This is a genomic window from Micromonospora sp. NPDC007220 (genome assembly GCF_040634035.1).
Classification (GTDB): Bacteria; Actinomycetota; Actinomycetes; order Mycobacteriales; family Micromonosporaceae; genus Micromonospora; species Micromonospora reichwaldensis.
Genome location: NZ_JBEYEU010000001.1, coordinates 118754 through 139017, shown reverse-complemented (window position 1 = coordinate 139017; position 20264 = coordinate 118754). Strand labels below are relative to the sequence as shown.

The following is a 20264-nucleotide window of genomic DNA, read 5'->3' as shown; positions in this document are numbered from 1 at the left end:
TCAAACGAACGGTGTAACTCGGGTTGTTGAGGGTTACTTGCGGCCTGCGGTCAGGCGGCCTTCGAAGACCATATCGAAGGCGTTCAGGGCGGGTTTCCAGCGCATGGTCCACCGCCGGCGGCCCTGCCCGGTCGGGTCGAGGCTCATCACGGCGAGATAGACGCACTTGAGGGCGGCGCCCTCGTTGGGGAAGTGGCCGCGGGCCCGGACGGCTCGGCGGATCCGGGCGTTGACGGACTCGATGGCGTTGGTGGAGCAGATGACGGTGCGGATCTCGGCGTCAAAGGCCAGGAACGGCACGAACTCCGCCCACGCCTGCTCCCACAACCGGATGATGGCCGGATACTTTGTGCCCCACGCCTGCGTGAACTCGGCGAAGCGTTCGCGGGCGGAGGCTTCGGTCGCCGCCGTGTAGACCGGCTTGAGGGCCTTGGCGATGGCGTCCCAGTGCTGCCGTCCGGCGTAGCGGAACGACGCCCGCAGCAAGGGGATGATGCAGGTCTGCACGACTGCTTCGGGCCAGGTCTGCCCGATCGCGTCCGGTAGACCCTTGAGTCCGTCGCAGACCACCATGCACGCGTCCGCGACGCCACGGTTCTTCAGCTCGGTGAGGACGCTGAGCCAGAACTTCGCGCCCTCACCGCCGTCACCGGCCCAGAGCCCGAGGATGTCCCGGTTGCCGTCGACCGTGACGGCCAGGGCCACGTAGATCGGCCTGTTCGCGACCTTCCCATCGCGGATCTTCACGTGCACCGCGTCGAGGAAGATCACCGGGTAGACCGGGTCGAGGGGCCGGTTCTGCCACTCGGTCATCCCGTCAACGACCTTGTCGGTGATCGTGGAGATCGTCTGCCGGGACACGTCCGCGCCATACACCTCGGCCAGGTGGGCCTGGATCTCCCCGGTCGTCAATCCCTTGGCCGACAGCGAGATCACCATGTCCTCGACCCCAGACAACCGGCGCTGACGCTTACGCACGATCTGCGGCTCGAACGTGCCGTCGCGGTCGCGGGGCACCTCGATCTGCACCGGACCGACCTCGGTCAGCACCGTCTTGCCCCGCACCCCGTTGCGGGAGTTCCCACCGTTGTTCCCGGCTGGGTCGCCCTTGTCATAGCCCAGGTGGTCGGTGATCTCACCGTCGAGAGCGGCTTCCAGGACCCGCTTGGTCAGCTGCTGCAGCAGCCCGCCCTCGCCGGTGAGCTGCAGACCCGCCGCACGGGCCTGTTCCACCACCTGGGCGACGAGCTGATCGTCGACACCGTCTCCTGCCGGCCGCGCCGGTCCACGCTTCGCCACCTGGCCAGTATCGACCTCGGTGACCACGACATCCGTCATCAGGTGCTGCTCCTTGATCAGGAGTTACACCGTTCGTTTTACAGTCCCTCCTGGGTTGATCATTGAACACGCCGCCGACCCTACTGGTCGTGACAGCGGCGGCAGCCGCCAGCTATGCCGTTACGCAACGGGTACGAGCCTCCGGCGCACTCAATGTCGGGCTCCACTTGATGCGTTACGGATCGCTGTCACTTGATCCGTGACACGTCCGGCTAGACGATCTTGGTTGTTCGCTGTCTCAGGCTACTGCTGTTCAGTCCCAGAAGTTAAACAGCAGCTCGCCGACTGTGGTCGGTTTCCAGTAGTTGATCTGGTCGTGTTCATGCCGGCTGAGGGCGTTCAGGTCGACCTGTGACAGTGCGGTCTGCAACTGCTCGGCGGTGAGGGCCTGGGCGTCGGTCAGGGTGGTGAGGGCGGCGGCGAGGTCGGGGTGGTCGACGAACGTCACCATGACGTCGCCGTTGACGTGGGGGCGGGCGAAGGCGATGAACGGCAGGGTGGTGTGCCGCAGCACCGCGATGTGGTCATGGGCGTCAGCGATGTCGACCGTGTGGAAGTTCGGTGTGACGCCGGCGGGGGTGACGTCGGTGACGGTGGCGTCGATGGCTCGGGCGGCGTGGTGGCAGACGGCGGTGAAGGCCCTGAGGTCCGCTTGGGCGCCGGGTGGCGGGTTGAAGCCGGTGGCTCCGGGCGGCAGCTTCATGGTTGGGCTCCGTGGTCGTCGCGGTCGGTGCAGGCTATCCGACGTTGTCGTGGAGGCTCGGGCTTGCGGACCTCGCAACGGGCGATGGGCTTGGTGGTCTTCGACGGTGAGGGTTCGACCGGCGTGGCCGATGCCGACGTGGATTTTCTGGCCGGCGATGACGAGGATGCCGTGGCTGCTGACGCGTCGTTTCGACGCGTTGTGGTTCGGCCCAGCCGTGCGACCAGCTGACCGGCGGCGGTCGCAAGCGAGAGGTAGCGCTCAGCGGAAGGCTGGGCAGCGAGGAGGCAGCGGATCTATCGGCAACATTCGGCGAAGCACCACGGCAGGCGGTGCGGCAACCGTGCTCGACGGTACGAGACGCCAGCGGATGACACACCCCGGTGGGCCCATACCCGCGTTCACACCGAAGAGGTCATTGGTTCGATCCTGAGGAGGTGCGGGCAACCGTACGCCCGCTGAAGACCAGTGCGGCTGCCGCGATAAAGGCAGGCATAAAGGACACTACTAGCCCAGTCTTACCCAGTTCGACCCATGCTGGATACATTTGACCGAATGCGGCCGGAAGTGCTTCATCAATCTCTGTTGGTTCGTCAGATAGCCATAGCCTCCCCCCGGAACCGCAACAGCAAAGCACGCTAAGCAGGCTCGTCGCGAGGGCGACTACTCTCGCACTCTGTTGACCCGTCCTAACCCACAACGCGACGCCAACCAATGCAGGCGCGAAGAAGAGTGAATACCACAGGGTGAGCCGAGCTTCGAAATGGAAGTAGGACGCCTTGAGTGCGACCGAACTGCTGTCTACTGGGACGCCGGAACGACCCGCTGCGTCGTTTACGGCATCTTTGATGCCCCTTGGGCATATATGGCGGAAATCGCCGCGAGTATTAGCAACGATGCCTGAAGAACCAACAATGCGCTTGCGATGTTGACTCCCAGCGGGAGACGCCGAGGCGGCAGCCCGCCAGCTGAGTTCGTGCTAGTTGGAACCACGAGGTGATGCTAGATGGCAATCGATGCCGAACACTTGCCAGGGTGATGTGCAGTGATCGACCGAAACCGTGACGGCGGCCTGCCACGGCGTACCACTAACCCATCAGGTCGGCCGTCCCTGCCATGGGGCACTGTGTGCAGTTCAAGGCACCTTCCAAACTGACGGTGCTCGCCCAGTCGGCTAGCGCTCCTCTAGGTAGCGGCGAGCAAGCCGTCTGATGATGGCCTCGCCGTCGGCGGCGGGCAAGTAGCTGGCTTCTTGATGTGACTCGCTGTTCTCCCACTCGGAGATGTCTGCTGGGTCGTCACCTCGGGGTCAAGGAGTCGACGACGGGGGTGGCCGTCGGTGGCCAGCGCCGACCCCCGGAGCCGGGTCCGTGCGGGGCGAGGTTGGGTCAACTGCGCCACTGTGGCGGTGTCCGCCGGGGGCGCGGTCCGTGATACGAGAGCCGACTCAGTCGGCTTCGGCAGCGTCCGTACGTGCGTCAAGGTCCGCTTGATGTGGCGGGCCGGGCGGCGGCCTACTCCCGAGGCGGCGGGTCGACGGCAGACAGTGCTGTGGTTCTACGGAGATAGGATCGGCGGGCATGCGACAACGTTCGAAGGTTCGGCTGTCGGTGGGTGCCGGTGCAGCTAGGAAGGCCAGGGCGTTCGGGTTCAGTTTGCCGTTTATCGTCGTGGGAGGGTTCCTGCTCTGGGTGCCCTTTGACCTGATCTTTGAGTCGCTTACGGAGAGCCCGATCGACGTGTGGGGCTCGCTTCTACCTCACCTGTTCGTCTCTGCATGGTTCTTCTTGGGGGCCTACATCGTAGGAGCGGTCAGCTTGGCAATGGTCGCTGTGATTTCGTATGGAGCGTGGCTGGACGGGACGTTGCTCGGTGAGCGCCTGTGGCTCCGGACGCGGTGGGTGGACCTGTCTACGGCGAATATCGACACGGAGGATGACCCAAGGCGAGGCGTCATGTCGCTGCTGGTCGCTACTCCGAACCCGGAATTCCAGGTGAAACTGCCCGTACGAGGAGTGAACAGCCTGCCACCGGAGGAGTTGGTCGCGTTGGCCGACGCTATAACCGGCACAAGGGTGCGTCAGGGCTCGGACGACGCAGCCTTCGTAATCGCAGACCGTCTACGAAGTCTAGCGTCCTGATTGAGCCTTTTCCAAGCTCATCTTGCAGCTCAGGATGGGTGTGGCAGGCCCGGTGATCGATGGGTGCGAGGCTCCAGGTAGGACAGCTGTCGACCAAGACTCGAAGCCCCGACCGGGAGCCTCGCCATGCTGTCCTACCCCGCCACGATTCCGTTGTCCAGCCGCACCCTGAACCACCTCGCCGAACGCATCCGCGGCCACCGCAAGCAGCGCCGATCCCGGTGGCGACGCCTCGACCCCGGCCGGCAGGCGCTGCTGGCTCTCGCTCACCTGCGCAACGGCGACACCTACACCCGACTCGCGGCCGGCTTCCGGATCGGCGTCGCCACCGCTTGGCGCTACGTGCAGGAAGCAATAGCCCTGCTCAGGTCGGCAGCCGACGGCCTGGCCACCGCCATCCAACGGATCCGCCGACTGGCGTACGCAATCCTGGACGGCACCCTGATTACGATCGACCGGGTCGCCGACCAGCGGCCGTACTACTCCGGGAAACACAAGCGCCACGGCGTGAACGTGCAGGTGATCGCGGATGCCGCTGGCCGACTTGTCTGGGCTTCGCCAGCGCTGCCCGGTGCGGTCCACGACCTGACCGCAGCCCGAACCAACGGCATCATCGACGCGTTGACCAGGGCAGACGTGATGACCTTCGCCGATAAGGGCTACCAAGGAGCCCGCGGCAGCCTCCGCACCCCGTTCAAGCGGCGCCGCTTCCGACCGAAGCTGTCACGCCGGCAGAGGGCCGTCAACCGCGCCCACGCAAAGATCCGCGCCCGCGGCGAACGCGCGATCGCCACCCTCAAGACGTGGAAGATCCTGAACAAGCTGCGCTGCTGCCCCCGGCGAGCCACCCCGATCGTGCAGGCCATCCTCGTCCTGCACCACGTCGAGGCGAACCGTTGGCCGTAACAGAGCCGAGCAAACGGGAGCCAGAACGTTCAGCGAAATCGGTCGACGGTAACGGGGATCAGTCCCTGCTGCCGCATCTGCGTCGTCAGACCGCGCAGCAGCACGCCGACCGCCTCGTCACGTTCCCCCACCAGATCGCACGTCACGTCCAGCCCCCACGCGGCACCTGCGGCCACCCGCCGCAGATCCCAGCGGAAGGCGTCGCCGGCAACCTGGCGACGCACCGCACCCAAAACGCGCACCTCGGGATCCGCGAGGTCGCCGGTGACCGGCATCTGCCACGCCTCGCTCAGTGCCGCAAGGGCGTCCTGGGTCAACTCATCGGCGAAGAGAATCCTATAGACGCGCGTCTCGCGAAATCCCGACCTGGCCTCGGGACCGCTCAGCCGCAAGGCACACGGTGCCTGCGCGGGGAGGCCACCGAAGCACGCCCGGAGCTCAGGCTCGTCCGGCAGATCGGCACCGCAGAGATCCCAGTAGAACGCCGCCGCCGCTGCCCGGCCCACGGGCGTCACTCGGGCCCGCAGCGCGGCGTCAACGCGTAAGCGCCGACTGATGGACGAAGCGTCGCGCCACTGGCCCTCCTCTCGACTCCAGCCGCCGCTCACCAGCCCCGCCGAGGAGTAGTCCGCCGCGAGCAGGAACTCCTCAACCAGCAGGCCCTCCGGCCCGCCGGCGCCGTCGTGAACTACGTAGTAGTGCAGTGCAGGTGAGCTGTCTGCCGCTTGCCGCGCAACAAAGGTCTTCGTCACCCGTCTATTTTCTGCCACGACGTCACACGCGGCCATGCACGGCTCGCCGGAGGCCCAAGGCTGGAGCCAGTGAACTCGCCCCTGCACGTTGTGCTCCCCAATTCCGCCGCAAGGCGACAGTGATCGCCAGCCACCTGCGCCGCCAGGATGGAAAAGGCTCATTCTTTGATGATGGTGCCGGCTGGGTGACTAGCCGAGTGGCGATCGGGGCGGACGCCATTGGACACGCACGGACGATGGCGGACCGCGCCCCCAGGTCAAGGACTAGGGAACAGCAGCTCACGTGGCGGTGCTGGTTGCCTGGGGGCATGGAGTCAGCCACACGCCCTGAGGGTTGCCCGCCCATGCTCTACTGGCCCGATGCGTAGGCGACGCCGTTTGTACCTGCTCTTGGCGGCAGTCGGTGCACTGATGGCCGTCACTGCACTCGCCATGACCTTGGCGTATGTGCCCGAACGAAGCTGGCCCTTGTCTGCTCCAACCTTGTGCGCGGTCGGTGGTGCGTTGACGGGAGCCGGCATCCGGGGTGCCAGGAGGCGCCGGCGCCCCGAGCATCAACTGCCAGCTTCCGGGGCACACACAGGGCACAAGACAGCGTGGAACGTCGGCAAGTAGCGACCAATGCCGTGGGCGCGAGATGGGGCGTGGCCAGTGTGCCGGTCAGGCTAGCGCAGGTCACGGAAGGCTTCATCTGAATTCCGCTTCAACGTCTGCCGGTGGGTCCGGGTCAAACCGACCTCGTCCGACTCATCACGGCATGCCCGCGTATCGGAGTGGAAGCGGAGGTCGGGGCCGGCGCCACACGACATAGGTCAGAATGGCGAAGGTGATCAGAAGCACCACCGCGATGAGGACCATGACCCACTCGGATTGATCGCCAACCTCGCGCACTCTCAGGCAAGGGTCGCTCTTGGTGTAGTGGACACGGATGCGCTGACCGGCACTCACAGCCCGGTTGGCATCGACCGTAACGCGAAGGCTTGATTCACACATCTCGCCACGGTTTGTGGTGAACTGGACTGTCAGGAATGTTCTCGTCCCGTGATGTTCGACGTCCAGCACGTCGGCCTCTGCCTCTGATCCCCGGCGTTCGTCTGCGGCTGACCATGTGCCGAGCACTGTAAGCGCAATCGCAAAGACGAGACCGAACATGGAGAACACCCGCAGAAAGGTTCGGCTTGGCCGTCGACGGTCCATGGCCGGACTCTAGAACCGGTCAGCAACGAGGCTGGTGCAGTCAATGGAGTCATAACCGCCTACCGGCTGCCCAGGCTTGGCTGTGGGCCGTCACCGGGCCGTCGGTGCCGTCACCAGGTCGTCAAACGTCGAACAGGAATGACCAACGACGACCGGGATCGCCCGAAGAAACGGCAGATCAGCCGCGATGTGCTTGCGGCTGACCTGGTGGGCGGCGAACGAGTCGACCTGTACGCCGGACTCTGCTAGACCGACGGTTCATGGAAGTAGACCGTGGCCGACCACCAGTCACCGTCGGCGTTGACCTCGTTGTGCAATACGACGTCCTGGACCTCGGTGCCGGGCCGTTGTTCGATGCTGTCTGCGATTCGGCGTAGCAGCGCCGGGACGCTGTCCTGGCCGGGGCCGGCTGGGTTGCCCTGCGAGAAGTGCTTGATGGTCCACGATTCCGGTTCAGACGACATGACGGCAGTCTGCCAGCGGTTCGAACGCGGCCGTCTGCACCGTGGGGCGCCCCAGGGCACGAGTCAGTGCCCTGCATCCGCATTACACCGGAGCAGTCAGCCTTGTTGCTGTCGACAGCAACGGTGACAGCAACAGGGCTAAACGGTGAGAGCCGAAGCGAGCCGGCGACGGATCAACGCCCGACGTCAGAGACGTGCGCGGACGGGCCGGACTGAGTGCGCAGAGCAGCCAAGGACATGCCTTACCCGCCCCAGACACCACCGACCCCACCGGCGCCGCTGCCGGGGCTACCGTCACTCGGGTTGCGGTGTTCGTCAAGGCGCCTGCGGGCTTCAGTCGACGCCTGCCGGTTACGAACCTGGCCGTCGATGTCGAGTGAGGCCTTCTGGGAACGGCGCCACAGCCAGACCGCTGCAACGACCACCAACGCGATGATGAGAATCATGAGCCAACGCATGTCGGCCTCCGTCTATTGATCGACCATAAGCCCGATTGACAGTCCGTGAGCCTGCCGCTGCTCTCAGTATGCGCAGGTCCGGTCAAGCGAACGGCTTGTGACCGCTCTCCGCGACGAGGCTCGCACTGGGTTGGACGTACGGCTGCCGACAGCAACGACCCTGAACGGCGACGGGCAAACGAGCCCATGCAGAGACGCCACCTTATGGGTGGACGGGTGCGAATGAGCATGGAGCCCGAGCAACGCCCCAGCCTCACGCGCAGCCCGTGGTCACCCGCGGCCTATGCCCGGCTGTCCGCCACTACGGCCTGACGATTCCAGGTGTGCCCGCTCGCTGAGGGAACGGCGTTGCGCAACCCCCGGACCGGCCGGTTAGGCTGCTGCCATGACCAGCTCGCCCGCGTACCCGATGACGTCCACCGACGTCCAGATCGGCGCGCGGCGACGCCGGCGGTTCCGCGACCGCCTGCGCTGAGTCTTCTTCTCCTGCGACCGGCGGATCGAGCCGCCGGTCATCGTCGATCGTCCTCGGTCCGCCCGCATCCCATCCGGTGATCCGCGCGGCGGATCCGAGCGAGATCGGCGTACCCATGGACCTTGAAAAACTGCTGGCCGACCGGCTGGCGCCGGCGTTCGCGACGGTGGCCGGCGGGCCGGTGGATCCGGTCGTGCGGCGCTCCCAGCGCGCGGACTTCCAGTCCGACGCGGCGCTGGCGCTGGCCCGGCGGCTCGGGCGGCCGCCGCGCGCGATCGCCGCCGAGGTGCTGGACCTCGCGGAGCTGGCCGATCTGTGCAGCGCGGCGGAGGTCTCCGGGCCGGGCTTTCTCAACCTGACCATCGCCGACGAAGCCCTGGGCGGGCTGGTCTCCGCGCTGGCCACCGACCCGCGGCTCGGGGTGCCGGTGGCCGTCGAACCGGAGACGGTGGTGGTCGACTACTCGGCGCCGAACGTGGCGAAGGAGATGCACGTCGGGCACCTGCGGTCGACGGTGATCGGCGACGCGGCGGCCCGGCTGCTGGAGTGGCTGGGGCACCGGGTGCTGCGGGCCAACCACCTGGGTGACTGGGGTACGCCGTTCGGCATGCTGATCGAGCACCTGGTCGACCTGGGCGGGGCCGAGGCGGCGCGCGAGCTGTCCATGGGTGACCTGGACTCGTTCTACAAGACGGCCCGGGTCACGTTCGACGCGGATGAGGCGTTCCGGGAGCGGTCCCGGCGGCGGGTGGTGGCTCTGCAGAGCGGCGATCCGGCGACGCTGCGGCTGTGGCGGTTGCTGGTGGAGCAGTCCGAGCGGTACTTCATGACCGTCTACGACCTGCTCGACGTGACCCTCACCGAGCGGGACTTCCACGGTGAGAGCAGCTACAACGACCTACTCGAACTGGTGACCGAGGAGCTGGACCGCCTGGGGCTGCTGCGGGAGAGCGAGGGGGCAGCCTGCGTGTTTCCGCCCGGCTCAGTGGGCCGGGACGGCGAGCCGCTGCCGCTGATCGTCCGCAAGTCCGACGGCGGGTACGGCTATCCGGCAACCGACCTGGCGGCGATCCGGCACCGCACCGGCACGCTGGCCGCGACCCGGTTGCTCTACGTGGTCGGCCTGCCGCAGCGGCGGCACTTCGAGATGGTGTACGCCGCAGCCACGCAGGCCGGCTGGCTGGCCCCGCCGGCCCGGGCCGAGCACGTCGGGTTCGGCTCGATCCTCGGGCCGGACGGGCGGATGCTGCGCAGCCGGGCCGGCGGCTCGGTGAAGCTGGTCGGGCTGCTGGAGGAGGCGATCGTCCGGGCTACGGCGCTGGCCCGGGAGCGGAACCCGGACCTGGGCGAGGTGGAGGCGGCCGAGGTGGGCCGGGCGGTCGGCATCGGCGCGATCAAGTACGCCGACCTGTCCAGCGACCGGCACAAGGACTACGTGCTCGACTGGGAGCGGATGCTGTCGCTGGACGGCAACACCGCGCCCTACCTCCAGTACGCGTACTCGCGGATCCGGTCGATCTTCCGGCGGGCCGGGGTGGCGGCCCGGCCGGAGGCGCCGATCTCGCTGGCCGATCCGGTCGAACGGGCGCTCGCCTTCGAGCTGGTCGGCTTCGGGACGGTGGTCGGTCAGGTGGCGGACAGCCTGGAGTTCCACCACCTGTCCGGATACCTGTACCGGCTGGCTGTCGCGTTCAGCGCGTTCTACGAGCGCTGCCCGGTGCTGCGCGCCGACGAGCCGGTCCGGGAGAGCCGGCTGGCGCTCTGCGACCTCACCGCCCGGGTGCTCCGGCAGGGGTTGTACCTGCTCGGCATCAGGACTCCCGAACGCATGTGATCGGAACTGGGTGGCCGCATCTTTCGGGCGAACCCACTCGACCTCGAAGCCGCCGTGTTCGCGAGGCAGAGCCAGCGATTCGCGTCCCGGTCCGGCAACCGTCATGCGTCGGCCCGTAGCGTGATCACCTCGCGGTCGTGCTGGTCGGGTTGGCCGCAGGAGCAGGTGCCGCCTACGCAGCCGGTGGCGTGGCGGCGTTTGGTGGCCCACCACCAGGACAGGCCGGCGAGCACGGCCAGGGCGACGGCGGCGCCGGGAAGGAAGCGGTTGACCGCGGCCCAGCCGGCACCACCGAGGATCCCGGCGGCGAGCAGGAGCGGCAGCACGCAGCAGGCAGCGCAGGCGGCTCCCGCGAGTCCCGTCATTCCGGAGGGGAGTAGGCGGCGGAGCCGGTCAGCAGGTGTCGGCACGATCGGTCCTCTCGACCAGTCCAGCGAAGGGCAGGGGGCAGCAGGAGCTTCCGGCGCAGGCGACCAGGTCGTCGCAGCCGGCTGAGATGGCGGCCCGCAGGGTGTCACGGATGATGGTGAGGTCAGCGAGCTTCTGCTCCACCTCGATGAGCTTCTCCCTGGCCCGTGCCTGGAGGCCGCTGTCGGGTCGACGGTCGTGCTGGTGCCGGCCGGCGTCGAGCAGGTCGGCAACCTCGTTGAGGGTGAAGCCGAGGCGTTGCGCGGTCTTGATGACCCGCAGCAGGGTGACTGACTCGGCCGGGTAGAGCCGGTGCCCGCCTGGCGACCGCCGTGGTGAGGCGAGCAGGCCCCGGCGCTCGTAGTAGCGCAGCGTCTGCTGGTTGACCCCGGCCGCGTCGGCCAGTTGGCCGCTGCGCAGTCCCGACCCGGTCATCCCTGATCCCGAACGGATACCGCCCGGTCGGCGAGGGCATCGAGCACGTCGACGTGTGCGGCCGGTACCCGGACGTCCAACGCCAGCGCATCCGGGCCGGAGCGGGAGAGGTCGAAGGCGAAGAACGAGCAGCAGGACGACTCACGGGCCGTCAGGTCCCGGGCCGTCTCCTCGACCTGCGCAGAGCCGTCGAGCTGCAACCGCAGATGCTGTGCCGACGGCCGGTCGACGCCCCGTACGGCGGCGGCGAAGAACTGGTCGAACTCAGCGACTCGCAGTGGCCGTTCGGCCGTCGGCAGGGTGCAGGAATCCGGCGCCCAGGCGCCGTCCGTCGTGCTCTGGTGGTCACTCATACCCCGACGGTAAGCCTGTACCCAGGTACCGGATGCAAGCCTGACGGTTGTCCCGGGCGATCTGCAAGCCCGGAAGAACGCAGCAGTTCAGAGGGTGATGACCACCTTCGCCCGCGCGTGTTCACCTTCGAGGTACCGGACGGCCTGGGGCACCTCGCGCAGCGGATAGGTCCGGTCGATGACCGGGGTGAGGCGGCCGGCCTCGGCGTGGGCGCGGAGCGTGTCGAGGTGTTGGCGGCTGGGCGTCGCGGTGAGGGTGACGATGCGCTGGCGGACGAGGGGCGCCAGCAGCCGTCCGCGCGCGAGGAGCCAGACCGGCCCGACGAGGCTGCCGCCGCCGTACACGCCGCCGCCGGAGAGCACCAGCGTCCCGGTGGGGGTCAGCGCCCGCCGGAGCGCGGTGAGTGAGCGGTTGCCGACCAGGTCGAACACGACGTCGTGACGGCGGTCGCCGCGGGTGAAGTCGTCGCGGGTGTAGTCGACGACGTGGTCGGCGCCGAGAGAGCGGACCAGGTCGACGTTGCGGGTGCTGCACACTGCGGTCACGGTCGCGCCGAGCGCCTTGGCCAGTTGGACGGCCAGGGTGCCGACGCCGCCGGAGGCGCCGTTGACGAGGACGCGGTGGCCGGGCTCGACCCGCCCGACGTCGCGCAGCCCCATGAGCGCGGTGACCCCGGCCAGCGGCAGCGCGGCGGCCTGCTGCGGGGTCAGGTTCGCCGGCTTCGGCGCGACCAGGGTCGCGGGCACGCACACGTACTCGGCGAACGCGCCGTTGGCGTCGCCGAGGTCGCCGAAGACGGCGTCGCCCGGGCGCACCTGTCGGACGTGGCTGCCGACGGCCTCGACCCGGCCGGCGAAGTCGCGGCCCCGGATGCGCGCGCGGGGCCGCGTCCGGCCCATCGCCAACCGCGCCATCCGCGGATCGCCACGCATGGCATGCCAGTCGTACGCGTTGAGCGCGGCGGCCTCGACCCGCACGAGCACCTCGTCGGGGGCGGGCACCGGCACGTCGACGTCCGCGAGCGTGAGCGTCTCCGGCGGGCCGTACCGGTCCTGAACTATCGCCTTCATCTTTCACCCTCCCTAGGTGTACGCCGTACACCCAAATGTAGGTGTACGGCGTACACCGGTCAAGGCGGTTATGGTTTCAACCGCCGCCAGAAGACGAGGACCGAGATGGCTGAGCAGGCTGAGACGCTGCGCCGGACGCCGCTGAGCAGGGACCGGATCCTGCACGCCGCCGTCGCGCTCGCCGACGGGGCCGGGATCGAGTCCCTCAGCATGCGCAACCTCGCCCAGGATCTGGGCGTCGTGCCGATGGCCCTCTACAAGCACGTGGCCAACAAGGACGAACTGCTCGACGGCATGATCGACGTCGTCGTCGGCGAGATCGACCCGCCGGTGCCCGACGCAGACTGGAAGCACGCCGTCCGCAGCCGCATCCTCTCGGCGCGGCAGGTGCTGCGGCGCCACCCCTGGGCGCCGCTCGCGATCGAGTCGCGGAACATGGCGACGCCGGCCGTCCTCGCATACCTCGACTCGATGGTCGGGACCCTCCGGGCCGGCGGGTTCTCCGCCGACCTCGCCCACCACGTGATGCACGCGATGGGCAGCCGGATCCTGGGCTTCAGTCAGGAGCTGTTCGACGCCTCCCGGCGCGCCGGCCGCTCCGGCACGGCCAGCTCAGACCCACCGCAGGCCTTCCCGCCGGAGGTCGCGGCCCGGTTCCCGCACCTCGCGGAGATCTCCACGGCCGCCTCCCACGACGACGCGTCGGTCGTGGGACAGGGCTGCGACGACCAGTTCGAGTTCGAGTTCGCGCTGGACCTGCTGCTGGACGGCATCGAACGGCTCCGACAGCAGAACTGGACGTCGTCGCGCCGGGCCCGGTAGTTCCCGCCTCACGCCGGCAAGCCCACGCCCGGACTGGGTAAGCCGGGAGGTGAGCCGTCTCGTCGCAGCTGGACCGGACCGAAGGGAAGAGCCTGATGCGTGGTGTCGTCCTGCACGCCCCCCGCGACGTACGGGTGGAGGAGCGCGAGGATCCGCGGATCCTCCTCCCGACCGACGCGATCATCCGCCTGTCCGCCACCTGCGTCTGCGGTTCGGACCTGTGGCCGTATCGCGGCATCGAGACGGTCCACGGGCCGTCCCCCATGGGCCACGAGTACGTCGGCGTCGTCCAGGAGGTCGGCAGCGAGGTCAGGGAGATCAAGCCCGGCCAGTTCGTCGTCGGCTCCTTCTTCGCCTCCGACAACACCTGCCCCATCTGCCGCGCGGGCTACCAGTCCTCGTGCGTCCATCGGGAGCCGGTGGGCGGGCTGGGTTCCCAGGCGGAGTACCTGCGCGTACCGCTGGCCGACGGCACCCTGGTCGCCACGCCCGACCCCCCTCCCGACGACCTGGTCCCGGCCCTGCTCGCGGCCTCCGACGTGCTCGGCACCGGCTGGTTCGGCGCGGTGGCCGCCGAGGTGGGCCCGGGCAAGACCGTCGCGGTCGTCGGCGACGGTGCGGTGGGTCTGCTCGCCGTGCTGGCGGCCCGGCAGCTCGGCGCGGAACGCGTCATCGCGGTCAGCCGGCACGAGCCCCGCCAGAAGCTGGCGACCCACTACGGCGCCACCGACATCGTCACCGAGCGCGGCGACGACGGCGTGGCCCGGATCAAGGACCTGACCGACGGCCTCGGCGCGCACTCGGTCATCGAGGCGGTCGGCACCCAGGAGTCGATGTTGCAGGCCATCCGCTCCACCCGGGCGGGAGGGCACGTCGGCTACGTCGGCGTGGCCCACGGCGTCGAACTGCCCGGCGAGGAGCTGTTCTTCTCCCACGTGCACCTGCACGGCGGCCCCGCCCCGGTGCGTCGCTTCCTGCCCGAGCTGATCGACCTGATCTACAAGCGTGAGATCGACCCCGGCCGGGTCTTCGACCTCACCCTCCCCCTCGACCAGGCCGCCGAGGGGTACCGGGCCATGGACGAGCGCCGGGCCATCAAGGTCCTGCTCAATCCCTGAGCAACTGGACCGGTGGGCCGTTCCGCGCCGGAACGGCCCACCGCGTGGGGCCGACCGCTCAGGGGGTGTACGGCGCGTCCGTGTGGCTGATCTCGACGAGCCGGCTGCCGCTGAGTTCGTAGACGGCCGTACGCCGCACGGCGACCTCCGCCGAGGACGCGTCCTCGGGGCGGGTCAGGTAGACCACCGTCGCCCGGCGCGACGTGATCGAGACCGACTCGACAGGCGTACGGTCGCCGATGTCGACCATGGTGACGTAGACGGGCTTACCGTCGATGTTGCCGTACATCACGATCTGCCAGAACTTGCCGGTCCCGCCGCCGTCCATCAGCACCGGGACCACCGCGTCGGCCGCGTCGTCGCCGGTCAGGTCGCCGACGGCGCACGGCTGTTGCATGTGGACGACCGTGCCGTCCTCCCCGGACCACATGCCGTCGACCAGCGGGATCGGATCCGGGTAGCCGTTGTACCGCTCGGATCCGTTACCGAGCACGGCGGTCTTGAGCTGCGCGCAGGTGAGCGCCTTGAGCGTGGCGGGCGCTCCGGACGTGTCGGGTACGGCCGAGGGCGCCGGCTTGTCCGGGTCCGCTGTCTCGTCGTTCACGCTGACGGTGCTGCCTGTCGGCTGCGCCGAGGCGGCCGGGTCCAGGTCGTCCGCCGGCGTGTTGATCGTGACGCATCCGCTCAGCGCCGCCACCAGGGCGAGTGCCGCGACGGGCAGCAGGGTCCTACGCATTGATCTTCCCTCTCCTTGTGTGGCCCGGAGCGTAGTGCGCCTCCGCCACGGCCGGCAGCCGGCGGATGGCAGACCGTCCTCAGTGGAGCGACGAGGGCCAGCCGGATCGGGCAGCAAGGGAAGCTGCCCGCGTCGCCACTCCCGCCCCCGGGGCCGGCAACCGGCTCAGGTGGACGGACCGCCGTGCTGGTCGAGCCTGTCGCGGAGCGTGCCGGCGAAGCCCTCGGCCGTGGCGAGCTGGTCACGCAGCGCGCTGACGCGTGCGGTGGCGGCGGTGTGGAACATGCCGAGCCGGTCGAGCAGGGCGACCCGGTCGGCGCCCTCGGCCGTGTCGAGGGCGTCGAGGATGCCGAGCAGGTCGCGCATCTCGTCGAGGGTGAAGCCGAGCGGCTTCATTCGCTTGACCACGGCGAGCCGGTCGAGGTCGGGTGCGGTGTAGAGGCGGAAGCCCCCGTCGCTGCGGGCCGACGGGACGATCAGGCCGACGTCCTCGTAGTGCCGGATGGTGCGGATGCTCAACCCGACCCGCTCGGCAACCTCGCCGATCTGCATCAGCCGCCCTCCGACCGGGCTGGTGGCGGGCGCCGAAGCCGGGCCGGGGGCGGACTCGGCAGCCGGGCCGGGGGCGGGTGCCGGCCCGGCCGTACGGCGGTCGGGGGCCATCAGTGGCCGACGCCGAGCCGGCCGGCGAGGGTGCCGTGGATCTCCGCGCTGGGGCGGTTCAGCTCGACTATCTCCACGGTCTTGCCGCGGGCGGCGTACCTGGTGGTGACGGCGTCGAGGGCGGCCACGGAGGAGGCGTCCCAGACGTGGGCGTGCGTCATGTCGATGACCACGCTGTCGGGATCGTTGGCGTAGTCGAACTGCCCGACCAGGTCGTTGCTGGAGGCGAAGAACAGCTCGCCGTGCACCGAGTAGATCCGGGTCGTCCCGTCGGGGTCGAGGACGCTTGTCACCTCCACCAGGTGGGCGACCCGCCGGGCGAAGACGACCATCGCGGTGAGCACGCCGGCGACGACGCCGACGGCGAGGTTGTGGGTGGCCAGCGTGGTGACGACGGTGGTCACCATGACGATCGTCTCGCCGTACGGCATCCGCCTGAGCGTGGCCGGGGCGACCGAGTGCCAGTCGAACGTCGACACCGCGACAATGACCATCACGGCGACCAGGGCGGCCATCGGGATCACCGCGACCACGTCGCCGAGCGCGACCACCAGGATCAGCAGGAAGACGCCGGCCAGGAAGGTCGACAGCCGCGTACGGGCGCCGGACGCCTTCACGTTGATCATCGTCTGACCGATCATCGCGCAGCCGCCCATGCCGCCGAAGAACCCGGTGACGATGTTCGCCACCCCCTGCCCCCACGACTCCCGGGTCTTGCTGGAGGGGGTGTCGGTGATGTCGTCGACCAGCTTCGCGGTCATCAACGACTCCATCAGCCCGACCAGCGCGATGCCCAGGGCGTACGGGGCGATCAGGGTCAGGGTGTCCATGGTCCAGGGGACCTGCGGCAGGCCGAGCGTGGGCAGGCTGTCCGGCAGGGCCCCCTCGTCGCCGACGGTCGGCACCGTCGCGTGGGTGGTCACCGTGACCACGGTCAGCACCACGATGGCGACCAGCGGCGCCGGGACGGCCCGGGTGAGGCGGGGCAGCCCCACCATGATCGCCAGCGCGACCGCCGCGAGCGGGTACACCAGCCACGGCACCCCGATCAGGTGCGGCACCTGGGCGACGAAGATCAGGATGGCCAGGGCGTTGACGAAGCCGACCATCACGCTGCGCGGGATGAACCGCATCAGCTTCGCCACCCCGAGCACCGCCAGCAGGATCTGGATCGCGCCGCCGAGGATCACCGCTGCCACGAGGTGGTCGAGGCCGTGCTCCTTGGCGAGGGGCGCCACGACCAGGGCGACCGCGCCGGTGGCGGCGGAGATCATCGCCGGCCGCCCGCCGCAGATCGCGATGGTCACCGCCATCGTGAACGAGGCGAAGAGGCCCACCCGGGGATCGACCCCGGCCAGGATCGAGAAGGAGATCGCCTCCGGGATCAGCGCCAGGGCGACGACCAGGCCGGCGAGGACCTCGGTGCGGAACACCCTCGGCGACAGCCAGGACGGGCGGGGCAGGCGCGGGCGGCCGACCAGGGACGACACAGAGGACATACAGCCATTTCCACTCGGGGGCGCGCACCACGCCCACCCGGCGGAGACGGGTCGGTCGGGGTCGCATCGCGTACGGATGCAGGAGCGCCGTCGTCGCCCGGTCACCGGGGTCGCACGGCGCGGCGAACCCTACTCTTCCGCCACGGAAGAGTTCCCACGCGCGTGGTGAGCGTCACGACCGTGGGCGACCGTGCGCCCCGCCCTCCCGCGCCCGGCGGCGGTCAGGCCGGCCCGGCGCCCGGGGCGGGGACCGCCTGCTCGGCGGCGCGGCTCACCTCTTCCCAGCCGGCCCAGACGTCCATGCGTCGCTTGGAGATGTCGAAGGCGAGGTCGTAGACCATGCTGCCCAGCAGCAGCCGCAGCGGCGGGTCGTCGCTGGCGACGAGCTTCATCAGCGCCTCGGCGGCCAGCCGGGGTTCGCTGTCGATCGACCCTTCCGCCCACTGCCGTGCCAACTCCTCCCGCAGCGGGTCGTAGGCGGGGTTCGGCGCGGCCGCCGTGCTGCTGGTGTAGAGGTCAGTCCAGTAGCCGCCCGGCTGGACGATGGTGACCTTGACGCCGAACCCGGCGGCCTCGGCGGCCAGCGCCTCACTCATGCCCTCCAGCGCGAACTTGCTCGCGCTGTAGAGCCCCGTACTGGAGAAGCCGCCGAGCGCACCGATGCTGGAGACCTGCACGACGTGCCCGCCGCCCTGGGCGCGCAGGTGCGGCAGGACGGCCTGGCTGACCCAGAGCGCGCCGAAGAAGTTGAGGTCCAGCTGGGCGCGCGCCTCGGCCTCGGTGAACTCCTCGATCATGCCCATGTAGAGCGCCCCGGCGTTGTTCACGACGACGTCGAGCCGGCCGAAGTGCCGTACCGCCTCGTCGACGACGTCGAGGACCGCCGCGCGGTCCGTGACGTCGAGGCGCAGCGCCAGCAGGCGGTCGGGGTGCCGGGCGGCGAGGTCGTCGAGCGGCGAGACGTCCCGGGCCGCGCCGACGACCCGGTCGCCGGCAGCGAGCGCGGCCTCGGTGAAGGCGCGGCCGAGGCCACGGCTGGCCCCGGTGACGAACCAGACCCGCGGCGCGGCGGTGGCTGAGGCTTCCATGGGGACTCCCTCCCTAGCGAGACGGACCGTCTCGTCTTGTTGACGGGAGTGACCCTACCCGACCGGGCCCCACTGTCAAGACGGACCGTCTCGTCTCATCCTCTTGCTAGATTGGGCCCGTGCCCACGCAGAAGGTCGCCCCCGACTCCAGCCGTCGCAGCGAGACGGCACGCCGCGCCATCCTCGCCGCCGCCTTCGACCTCGTCGGCGACGTGGGCTACGCGAAGCTCAGCATCGAGGGCATCGCCGCCGCCGCCGGCGTCGGCAAGCAGACGATCTACCGCTGGTGGCCCTCGAAGGGCGCCCTGTTGTTCGACGCCTTCCTCGCGCTCACGACCGACGGCGGGCAGGACGGCCAGGGCGGCGCCCTACCGGACACCGGCGACCTGGCCGCCGACCTGAAGCTGGTCCTGCGGGCCGTCGTCGACGAGCTGAACGACCCGCGCTACGACCTGCCCATGCGCGCCCTGCACACCGAGATCGTCCACGACCCCGCCCTCGCCGCCGACTACGCGAAGCGGCTGGACGGGCCCATGCGGGAACTGAAGAAGGAACGCCTGCGCGCAGCCCGGCGTGCCGGCCAGTTCGCCGAGGACGTCGACCTCGACGTGGCCGTCGACCTGATCTTCGGGCCGGTCCTCAACCGGTGGCTCCAGCGCACCGGCCCGCTGACGCACGGGTACGCCGACCAGGTGGTGGACACGGCGCTGCGCGGCCTGCGGCCCCACCAGCCGTAGGCCCCTGCGGCGGATCCCGCGGCACCGGGCGGACAACACCCGACCCCCGGTCGTCGTTGATCCGGTCGTACCCGCCCCACCGGGCGCGGGCACCGACCGTGGAGGAGGCACGCCGATGACCAGTCAGCGCGAGACCGTGGAGGTCGACCCGGTCCTGTTCCGTGCCGTCTACGACTCGCCCGCCTCGCTGCCCGGCAGGCACCGGTGGACGACCCCGGAGTCGGACGTACGCCGGATCGAGAAGCTGCTCGGCATGCCGCTGCGCAGCATCGGCGCCCCGCTCTGGGTCAGCGGCGACGAGCCGGACTGCCCGAAGTGCGGCCGCCGGGTGAACTGGTACGACATCGTCTCCTCCGCCCTCTCCGGCGTACACGACCGGATGATGATCGCGACGGTCATCCTCGGCGACCGCAGGTACGTCAACACCGAGGTCCCGGACGCGATCGCCGGGGTGCGCTGCACCGACTGCCGCACCGCGATCGAGGGGCTGCGCAGCTTCAAGTGCCACAACTGGGCGTACGCCTTCGAGGCGCTGGAGACCGTCCGGCAGCGGATGTCGGGCGCGTCAGTCGTCGGCCGTCAGCCCGCGGGCGAACCGCAGCCCGGGGCGCCCGTCGAGTGACACCTCGCCCACCGGCGTGAACCGGGTACGCCGGAGCACCGCGAGCGAGCCCGCGTTGTCCAGCGTGGTTCCGGCGGTCAGCCGGCGCAGCCCGTACGCCCGGCGGGCCAGTGCCACGACGCGGCGGACGCCGTCGGTCGCCACCCCGCGCCCGGCGGCCCGCTCGGCCACCCGGTAGCCCAGCTCGGCCTCGCCGTCGGCGACGTCGACCAGGTTGAACCGGCCCAGCACTTCCCCGTCGGCGTCGACCAGGACGTGGAAGTGGCAGGTGCCGCTCTCCTGCTCGGCGAGCAGCCCCGCGTGCCGCGCGGCGAAGTCGGCGAAGTATGCGTCGCCCCGGTCCGGCACCGACCGCGCGAACCACTCCCGGTTCTCCCGCTCGAAGCGCAGCAGCGCGTCGGCGTGGTGGGCGGCGAGCCGCTGAAGATCGGACACCGCGCCACC

The 20264-nt window shown here is 69.5% G+C and carries 22 protein-coding genes; 8 read left to right on the top strand and 14 right to left on the bottom strand.

Annotated features, from left to right (window positions below; genetic code table 11):
* Positions 1-33 precede the first annotated feature (33 nt).
* Complete coding sequence (locus tag ABZ573_RS00690) at positions 34-1338, bottom strand: IS256 family transposase (protein ID WP_358114351.1); 1305 nt, start codon at positions 1336-1338, stop codon at positions 34-36.
* 253 nt (positions 1339-1591) lie between these two features.
* Positions 1592-2041: a hypothetical protein gene (locus ABZ573_RS00685; RefSeq protein ID WP_358114348.1), complete on the bottom strand. Its 450-nt coding sequence runs from the start codon at positions 2039-2041 to the stop codon at positions 1592-1594.
* An 84-nt stretch (positions 2042-2125) separates the two neighbouring features.
* Here ABZ573_RS00685 and ABZ573_RS00680 point away from each other — a divergent pair, with 84 nt between their 5' ends.
* The 3 genes from ABZ573_RS00680 (at position 2126) to ABZ573_RS00670 (ending at position 5088) form a co-directional block, all read left to right on the top strand.
* Positions 2126-2272 (top strand): hypothetical protein, encoded by a 147-nt coding sequence (locus tag ABZ573_RS00680; protein ID WP_358114345.1) that lies wholly within the window; start codon positions 2126-2128, stop codon positions 2270-2272.
* A 1349-nt stretch (positions 2273-3621) separates the two neighbouring features.
* Positions 3622-4182 (top strand): hypothetical protein, encoded by a 561-nt coding sequence (locus ABZ573_RS00675; RefSeq protein WP_358114342.1) that lies wholly within the window; start codon positions 3622-3624, stop codon positions 4180-4182.
* Between the two features lie 126 nt (positions 4183-4308).
* On the top strand, positions 4309-5088 hold the full coding sequence (locus ABZ573_RS00670) for a transposase family protein (RefSeq protein ID WP_311412567.1): 780 nt from the start codon (positions 4309-4311) through the stop codon (positions 5086-5088).
* A 29-nt stretch (positions 5089-5117) separates the two neighbouring features.
* Here ABZ573_RS00670 and ABZ573_RS00665 read toward each other — a convergent pair whose 3' ends face one another.
* From ABZ573_RS00665 to ABZ573_RS00655, 3 genes are all read right to left on the bottom strand, one after another.
* Positions 5118-5840 (bottom strand): hypothetical protein, encoded by a 723-nt coding sequence (locus ABZ573_RS00665; RefSeq protein ID WP_358114339.1) that lies wholly within the window; start codon positions 5838-5840, stop codon positions 5118-5120.
* A 750-nt stretch (positions 5841-6590) separates the two neighbouring features.
* Positions 6591-7001 carry a DUF3592 domain-containing protein gene (locus ABZ573_RS00660; RefSeq protein WP_358114336.1) on the bottom strand — a complete coding sequence of 137 codons (411 nt, stop codon included), beginning with the start codon at positions 6999-7001 and terminating at the stop codon, positions 6591-6593.
* 281 nt (positions 7002-7282) lie between these two features.
* On the bottom strand, positions 7283-7501 hold the full coding sequence (locus tag ABZ573_RS00655; RefSeq protein ID WP_358114333.1) for a hypothetical protein: 219 nt from the start codon (positions 7499-7501) through the stop codon (positions 7283-7285).
* A gap of 1048 nt (positions 7502-8549) precedes the next feature.
* Here ABZ573_RS00655 and argS point away from each other — a divergent pair.
* A complete protein-coding gene (gene argS, locus ABZ573_RS00650) occupies positions 8550-10268 on the top strand; it encodes an arginine--tRNA ligase (protein WP_358116057.1) in 1719 nt (572 codons plus the stop codon).
* 101 nt (positions 10269-10369) lie between these two features.
* Here the strand turns inward: argS and ABZ573_RS00645 are convergent, their stop codons facing one another.
* From ABZ573_RS00645 to ABZ573_RS00630, 4 genes are all read right to left on the bottom strand, one after another.
* Positions 10370-10633, bottom strand: a complete 264-nt coding sequence (locus ABZ573_RS00645) for a hypothetical protein (RefSeq protein WP_358114330.1) — start codon at positions 10631-10633, stop codon at positions 10370-10372.
* 28 nt (positions 10634-10661) lie between these two features.
* Complete coding sequence (locus ABZ573_RS00640) at positions 10662-11111, bottom strand: MerR family transcriptional regulator (RefSeq protein WP_151452560.1); 450 nt, start codon at positions 11109-11111, stop codon at positions 10662-10664.
* Positions 11108-11464 (bottom strand): hypothetical protein, encoded by a 357-nt coding sequence (locus ABZ573_RS00635; protein WP_151452559.1) that lies wholly within the window; start codon positions 11462-11464, stop codon positions 11108-11110. Before ABZ573_RS00635 ends, ABZ573_RS00640 begins: the two co-directional genes overlap by 4 nt.
* 87 nt (positions 11465-11551) lie before the next feature.
* Entirely contained in the window at positions 11552-12535 is a 984-nt protein-coding gene (locus tag ABZ573_RS00630) for an NAD(P)-dependent alcohol dehydrogenase (RefSeq protein ID WP_358114326.1), read from the bottom strand.
* A gap of 105 nt (positions 12536-12640) precedes the next feature.
* On the opposite strand from ABZ573_RS00630, the gene ABZ573_RS00625 reads away from it, so the two are divergent.
* Together ABZ573_RS00625 and ABZ573_RS00620 are read left to right on the top strand one after the other, a co-directional pair.
* Positions 12641-13357 (top strand): TetR/AcrR family transcriptional regulator C-terminal domain-containing protein, encoded by a 717-nt coding sequence (locus ABZ573_RS00625; protein WP_358114323.1) that lies wholly within the window; start codon positions 12641-12643, stop codon positions 13355-13357.
* A gap of 95 nt (positions 13358-13452) precedes the next feature.
* Positions 13453-14475, top strand: coding sequence for a zinc-dependent alcohol dehydrogenase family protein (locus ABZ573_RS00620; protein ID WP_358114320.1), 1023 nt, complete (start codon positions 13453-13455; stop codon positions 14473-14475).
* Between the two features lie 58 nt (positions 14476-14533).
* Here the strand turns inward: ABZ573_RS00620 and ABZ573_RS00615 are convergent, their stop codons facing one another.
* From ABZ573_RS00615 to ABZ573_RS00600, 4 genes are all read right to left on the bottom strand, one after another.
* Entirely contained in the window at positions 14534-15211 is a 678-nt protein-coding gene (locus ABZ573_RS00615; protein ID WP_327030188.1) for a hypothetical protein, read from the bottom strand.
* Between the two features lie 165 nt (positions 15212-15376).
* Positions 15377-15763 (bottom strand): MerR family transcriptional regulator, encoded by a 387-nt coding sequence (locus ABZ573_RS00610; RefSeq protein WP_358114316.1) that lies wholly within the window; start codon positions 15761-15763, stop codon positions 15377-15379.
* Between the two features lie 110 nt (positions 15764-15873).
* Entirely contained in the window at positions 15874-17373 is a 1500-nt protein-coding gene (locus ABZ573_RS00605; protein WP_358114313.1) for a SulP family inorganic anion transporter, read from the bottom strand.
* 221 nt (positions 17374-17594) lie between these two features.
* Positions 17595-18461 (bottom strand): SDR family oxidoreductase, encoded by an 867-nt coding sequence (locus ABZ573_RS00600; protein WP_358114310.1) that lies wholly within the window; start codon positions 18459-18461, stop codon positions 17595-17597.
* A gap of 119 nt (positions 18462-18580) precedes the next feature.
* Here ABZ573_RS00600 and ABZ573_RS00595 point away from each other — a divergent pair, with 119 nt between their 5' ends.
* Positions 18581-19198: a TetR/AcrR family transcriptional regulator gene (locus ABZ573_RS00595; protein ID WP_358114307.1), complete on the top strand. Its 618-nt coding sequence runs from the start codon at positions 18581-18583 to the stop codon at positions 19196-19198.
* 115 nt (positions 19199-19313) lie between these two features.
* A complete protein-coding gene (locus tag ABZ573_RS00590) occupies positions 19314-19820 on the top strand; it encodes a hypothetical protein (protein WP_132232336.1) in 507 nt (168 codons plus the stop codon).
* On the opposite strand, the gene ABZ573_RS00585 is transcribed toward ABZ573_RS00590, so the two are convergent.
* Entirely contained in the window at positions 19764-20255 is a 492-nt protein-coding gene (locus tag ABZ573_RS00585) for a GNAT family N-acetyltransferase (protein WP_358114304.1), read from the bottom strand. The genes ABZ573_RS00590 and ABZ573_RS00585 overlap by 57 nt on opposite strands.
* Positions 20256-20264: the final 9 nt, after the last annotated feature.

What these genes read in the sequence shown, in the direction of transcription:
- ABZ573_RS00615 (WP_327030188.1), bottom strand. Translation starts at nt 15,211, where the DNA reads ATGCGTAGGACCCTGCTGCCCGTCGCGGCACTCGCCCTGGTGGCGGCG.
- ABZ573_RS00610 (WP_358114316.1), bottom strand. Translation starts at nt 15,763, where the DNA reads ATGCAGATCGGCGAGGTTGCCGAGCGGGTCGGGTTGAGCATCCGCACC.
- ABZ573_RS00690 (WP_358114351.1), bottom strand. Translation starts at nt 1,338, where the DNA reads ATGACGGATGTCGTGGTCACCGAGGTCGATACTGGCCAGGTGGCGAAG.
- argS (WP_358116057.1), top strand. Translation starts at nt 8,550, where the DNA reads ATGGACCTTGAAAAACTGCTGGCCGACCGGCTGGCGCCGGCGTTCGCG.
- ABZ573_RS00645 (WP_358114330.1), bottom strand. Translation starts at nt 10,633, where the DNA reads ATGACGGGACTCGCGGGAGCCGCCTGCGCTGCCTGCTGCGTGCTGCCG.
- ABZ573_RS00620 (WP_358114320.1), top strand. Translation starts at nt 13,453, where the DNA reads ATGCGTGGTGTCGTCCTGCACGCCCCCCGCGACGTACGGGTGGAGGAG.
- ABZ573_RS00630 (WP_358114326.1), bottom strand. Translation starts at nt 12,535, where the DNA reads ATGAAGGCGATAGTTCAGGACCGGTACGGCCCGCCGGAGACGCTCACG.
- ABZ573_RS00640 (WP_151452560.1), bottom strand. Translation starts at nt 11,111, where the DNA reads ATGACCGGGTCGGGACTGCGCAGCGGCCAACTGGCCGACGCGGCCGGG.
- ABZ573_RS00680 (WP_358114345.1), top strand. Translation starts at nt 2,126, where the DNA reads ATGGGCTTGGTGGTCTTCGACGGTGAGGGTTCGACCGGCGTGGCCGAT.
- ABZ573_RS00675 (WP_358114342.1), top strand. Translation starts at nt 3,622, where the DNA reads ATGCGACAACGTTCGAAGGTTCGGCTGTCGGTGGGTGCCGGTGCAGCT.
- ABZ573_RS00600 (WP_358114310.1), bottom strand. Translation starts at nt 18,461, where the DNA reads ATGGAAGCCTCAGCCACCGCCGCGCCGCGGGTCTGGTTCGTCACCGGG.
- ABZ573_RS00625 (WP_358114323.1), top strand. Translation starts at nt 12,641, where the DNA reads ATGGCTGAGCAGGCTGAGACGCTGCGCCGGACGCCGCTGAGCAGGGAC.
- ABZ573_RS00670 (WP_311412567.1), top strand. Translation starts at nt 4,309, where the DNA reads ATGCTGTCCTACCCCGCCACGATTCCGTTGTCCAGCCGCACCCTGAAC.
- ABZ573_RS00685 (WP_358114348.1), bottom strand. Translation starts at nt 2,041, where the DNA reads ATGAAGCTGCCGCCCGGAGCCACCGGCTTCAACCCGCCACCCGGCGCC.
- ABZ573_RS00635 (WP_151452559.1), bottom strand. Translation starts at nt 11,464, where the DNA reads ATGAGTGACCACCAGAGCACGACGGACGGCGCCTGGGCGCCGGATTCC.
- ABZ573_RS00605 (WP_358114313.1), bottom strand. Translation starts at nt 17,373, where the DNA reads ATGTCCTCTGTGTCGTCCCTGGTCGGCCGCCCGCGCCTGCCCCGCCCG.
- ABZ573_RS00655 (WP_358114333.1), bottom strand. Translation starts at nt 7,501, where the DNA reads ATGTCGTCTGAACCGGAATCGTGGACCATCAAGCACTTCTCGCAGGGC.
- ABZ573_RS00590 (WP_132232336.1), top strand. Translation starts at nt 19,314, where the DNA reads ATGACCAGTCAGCGCGAGACCGTGGAGGTCGACCCGGTCCTGTTCCGT.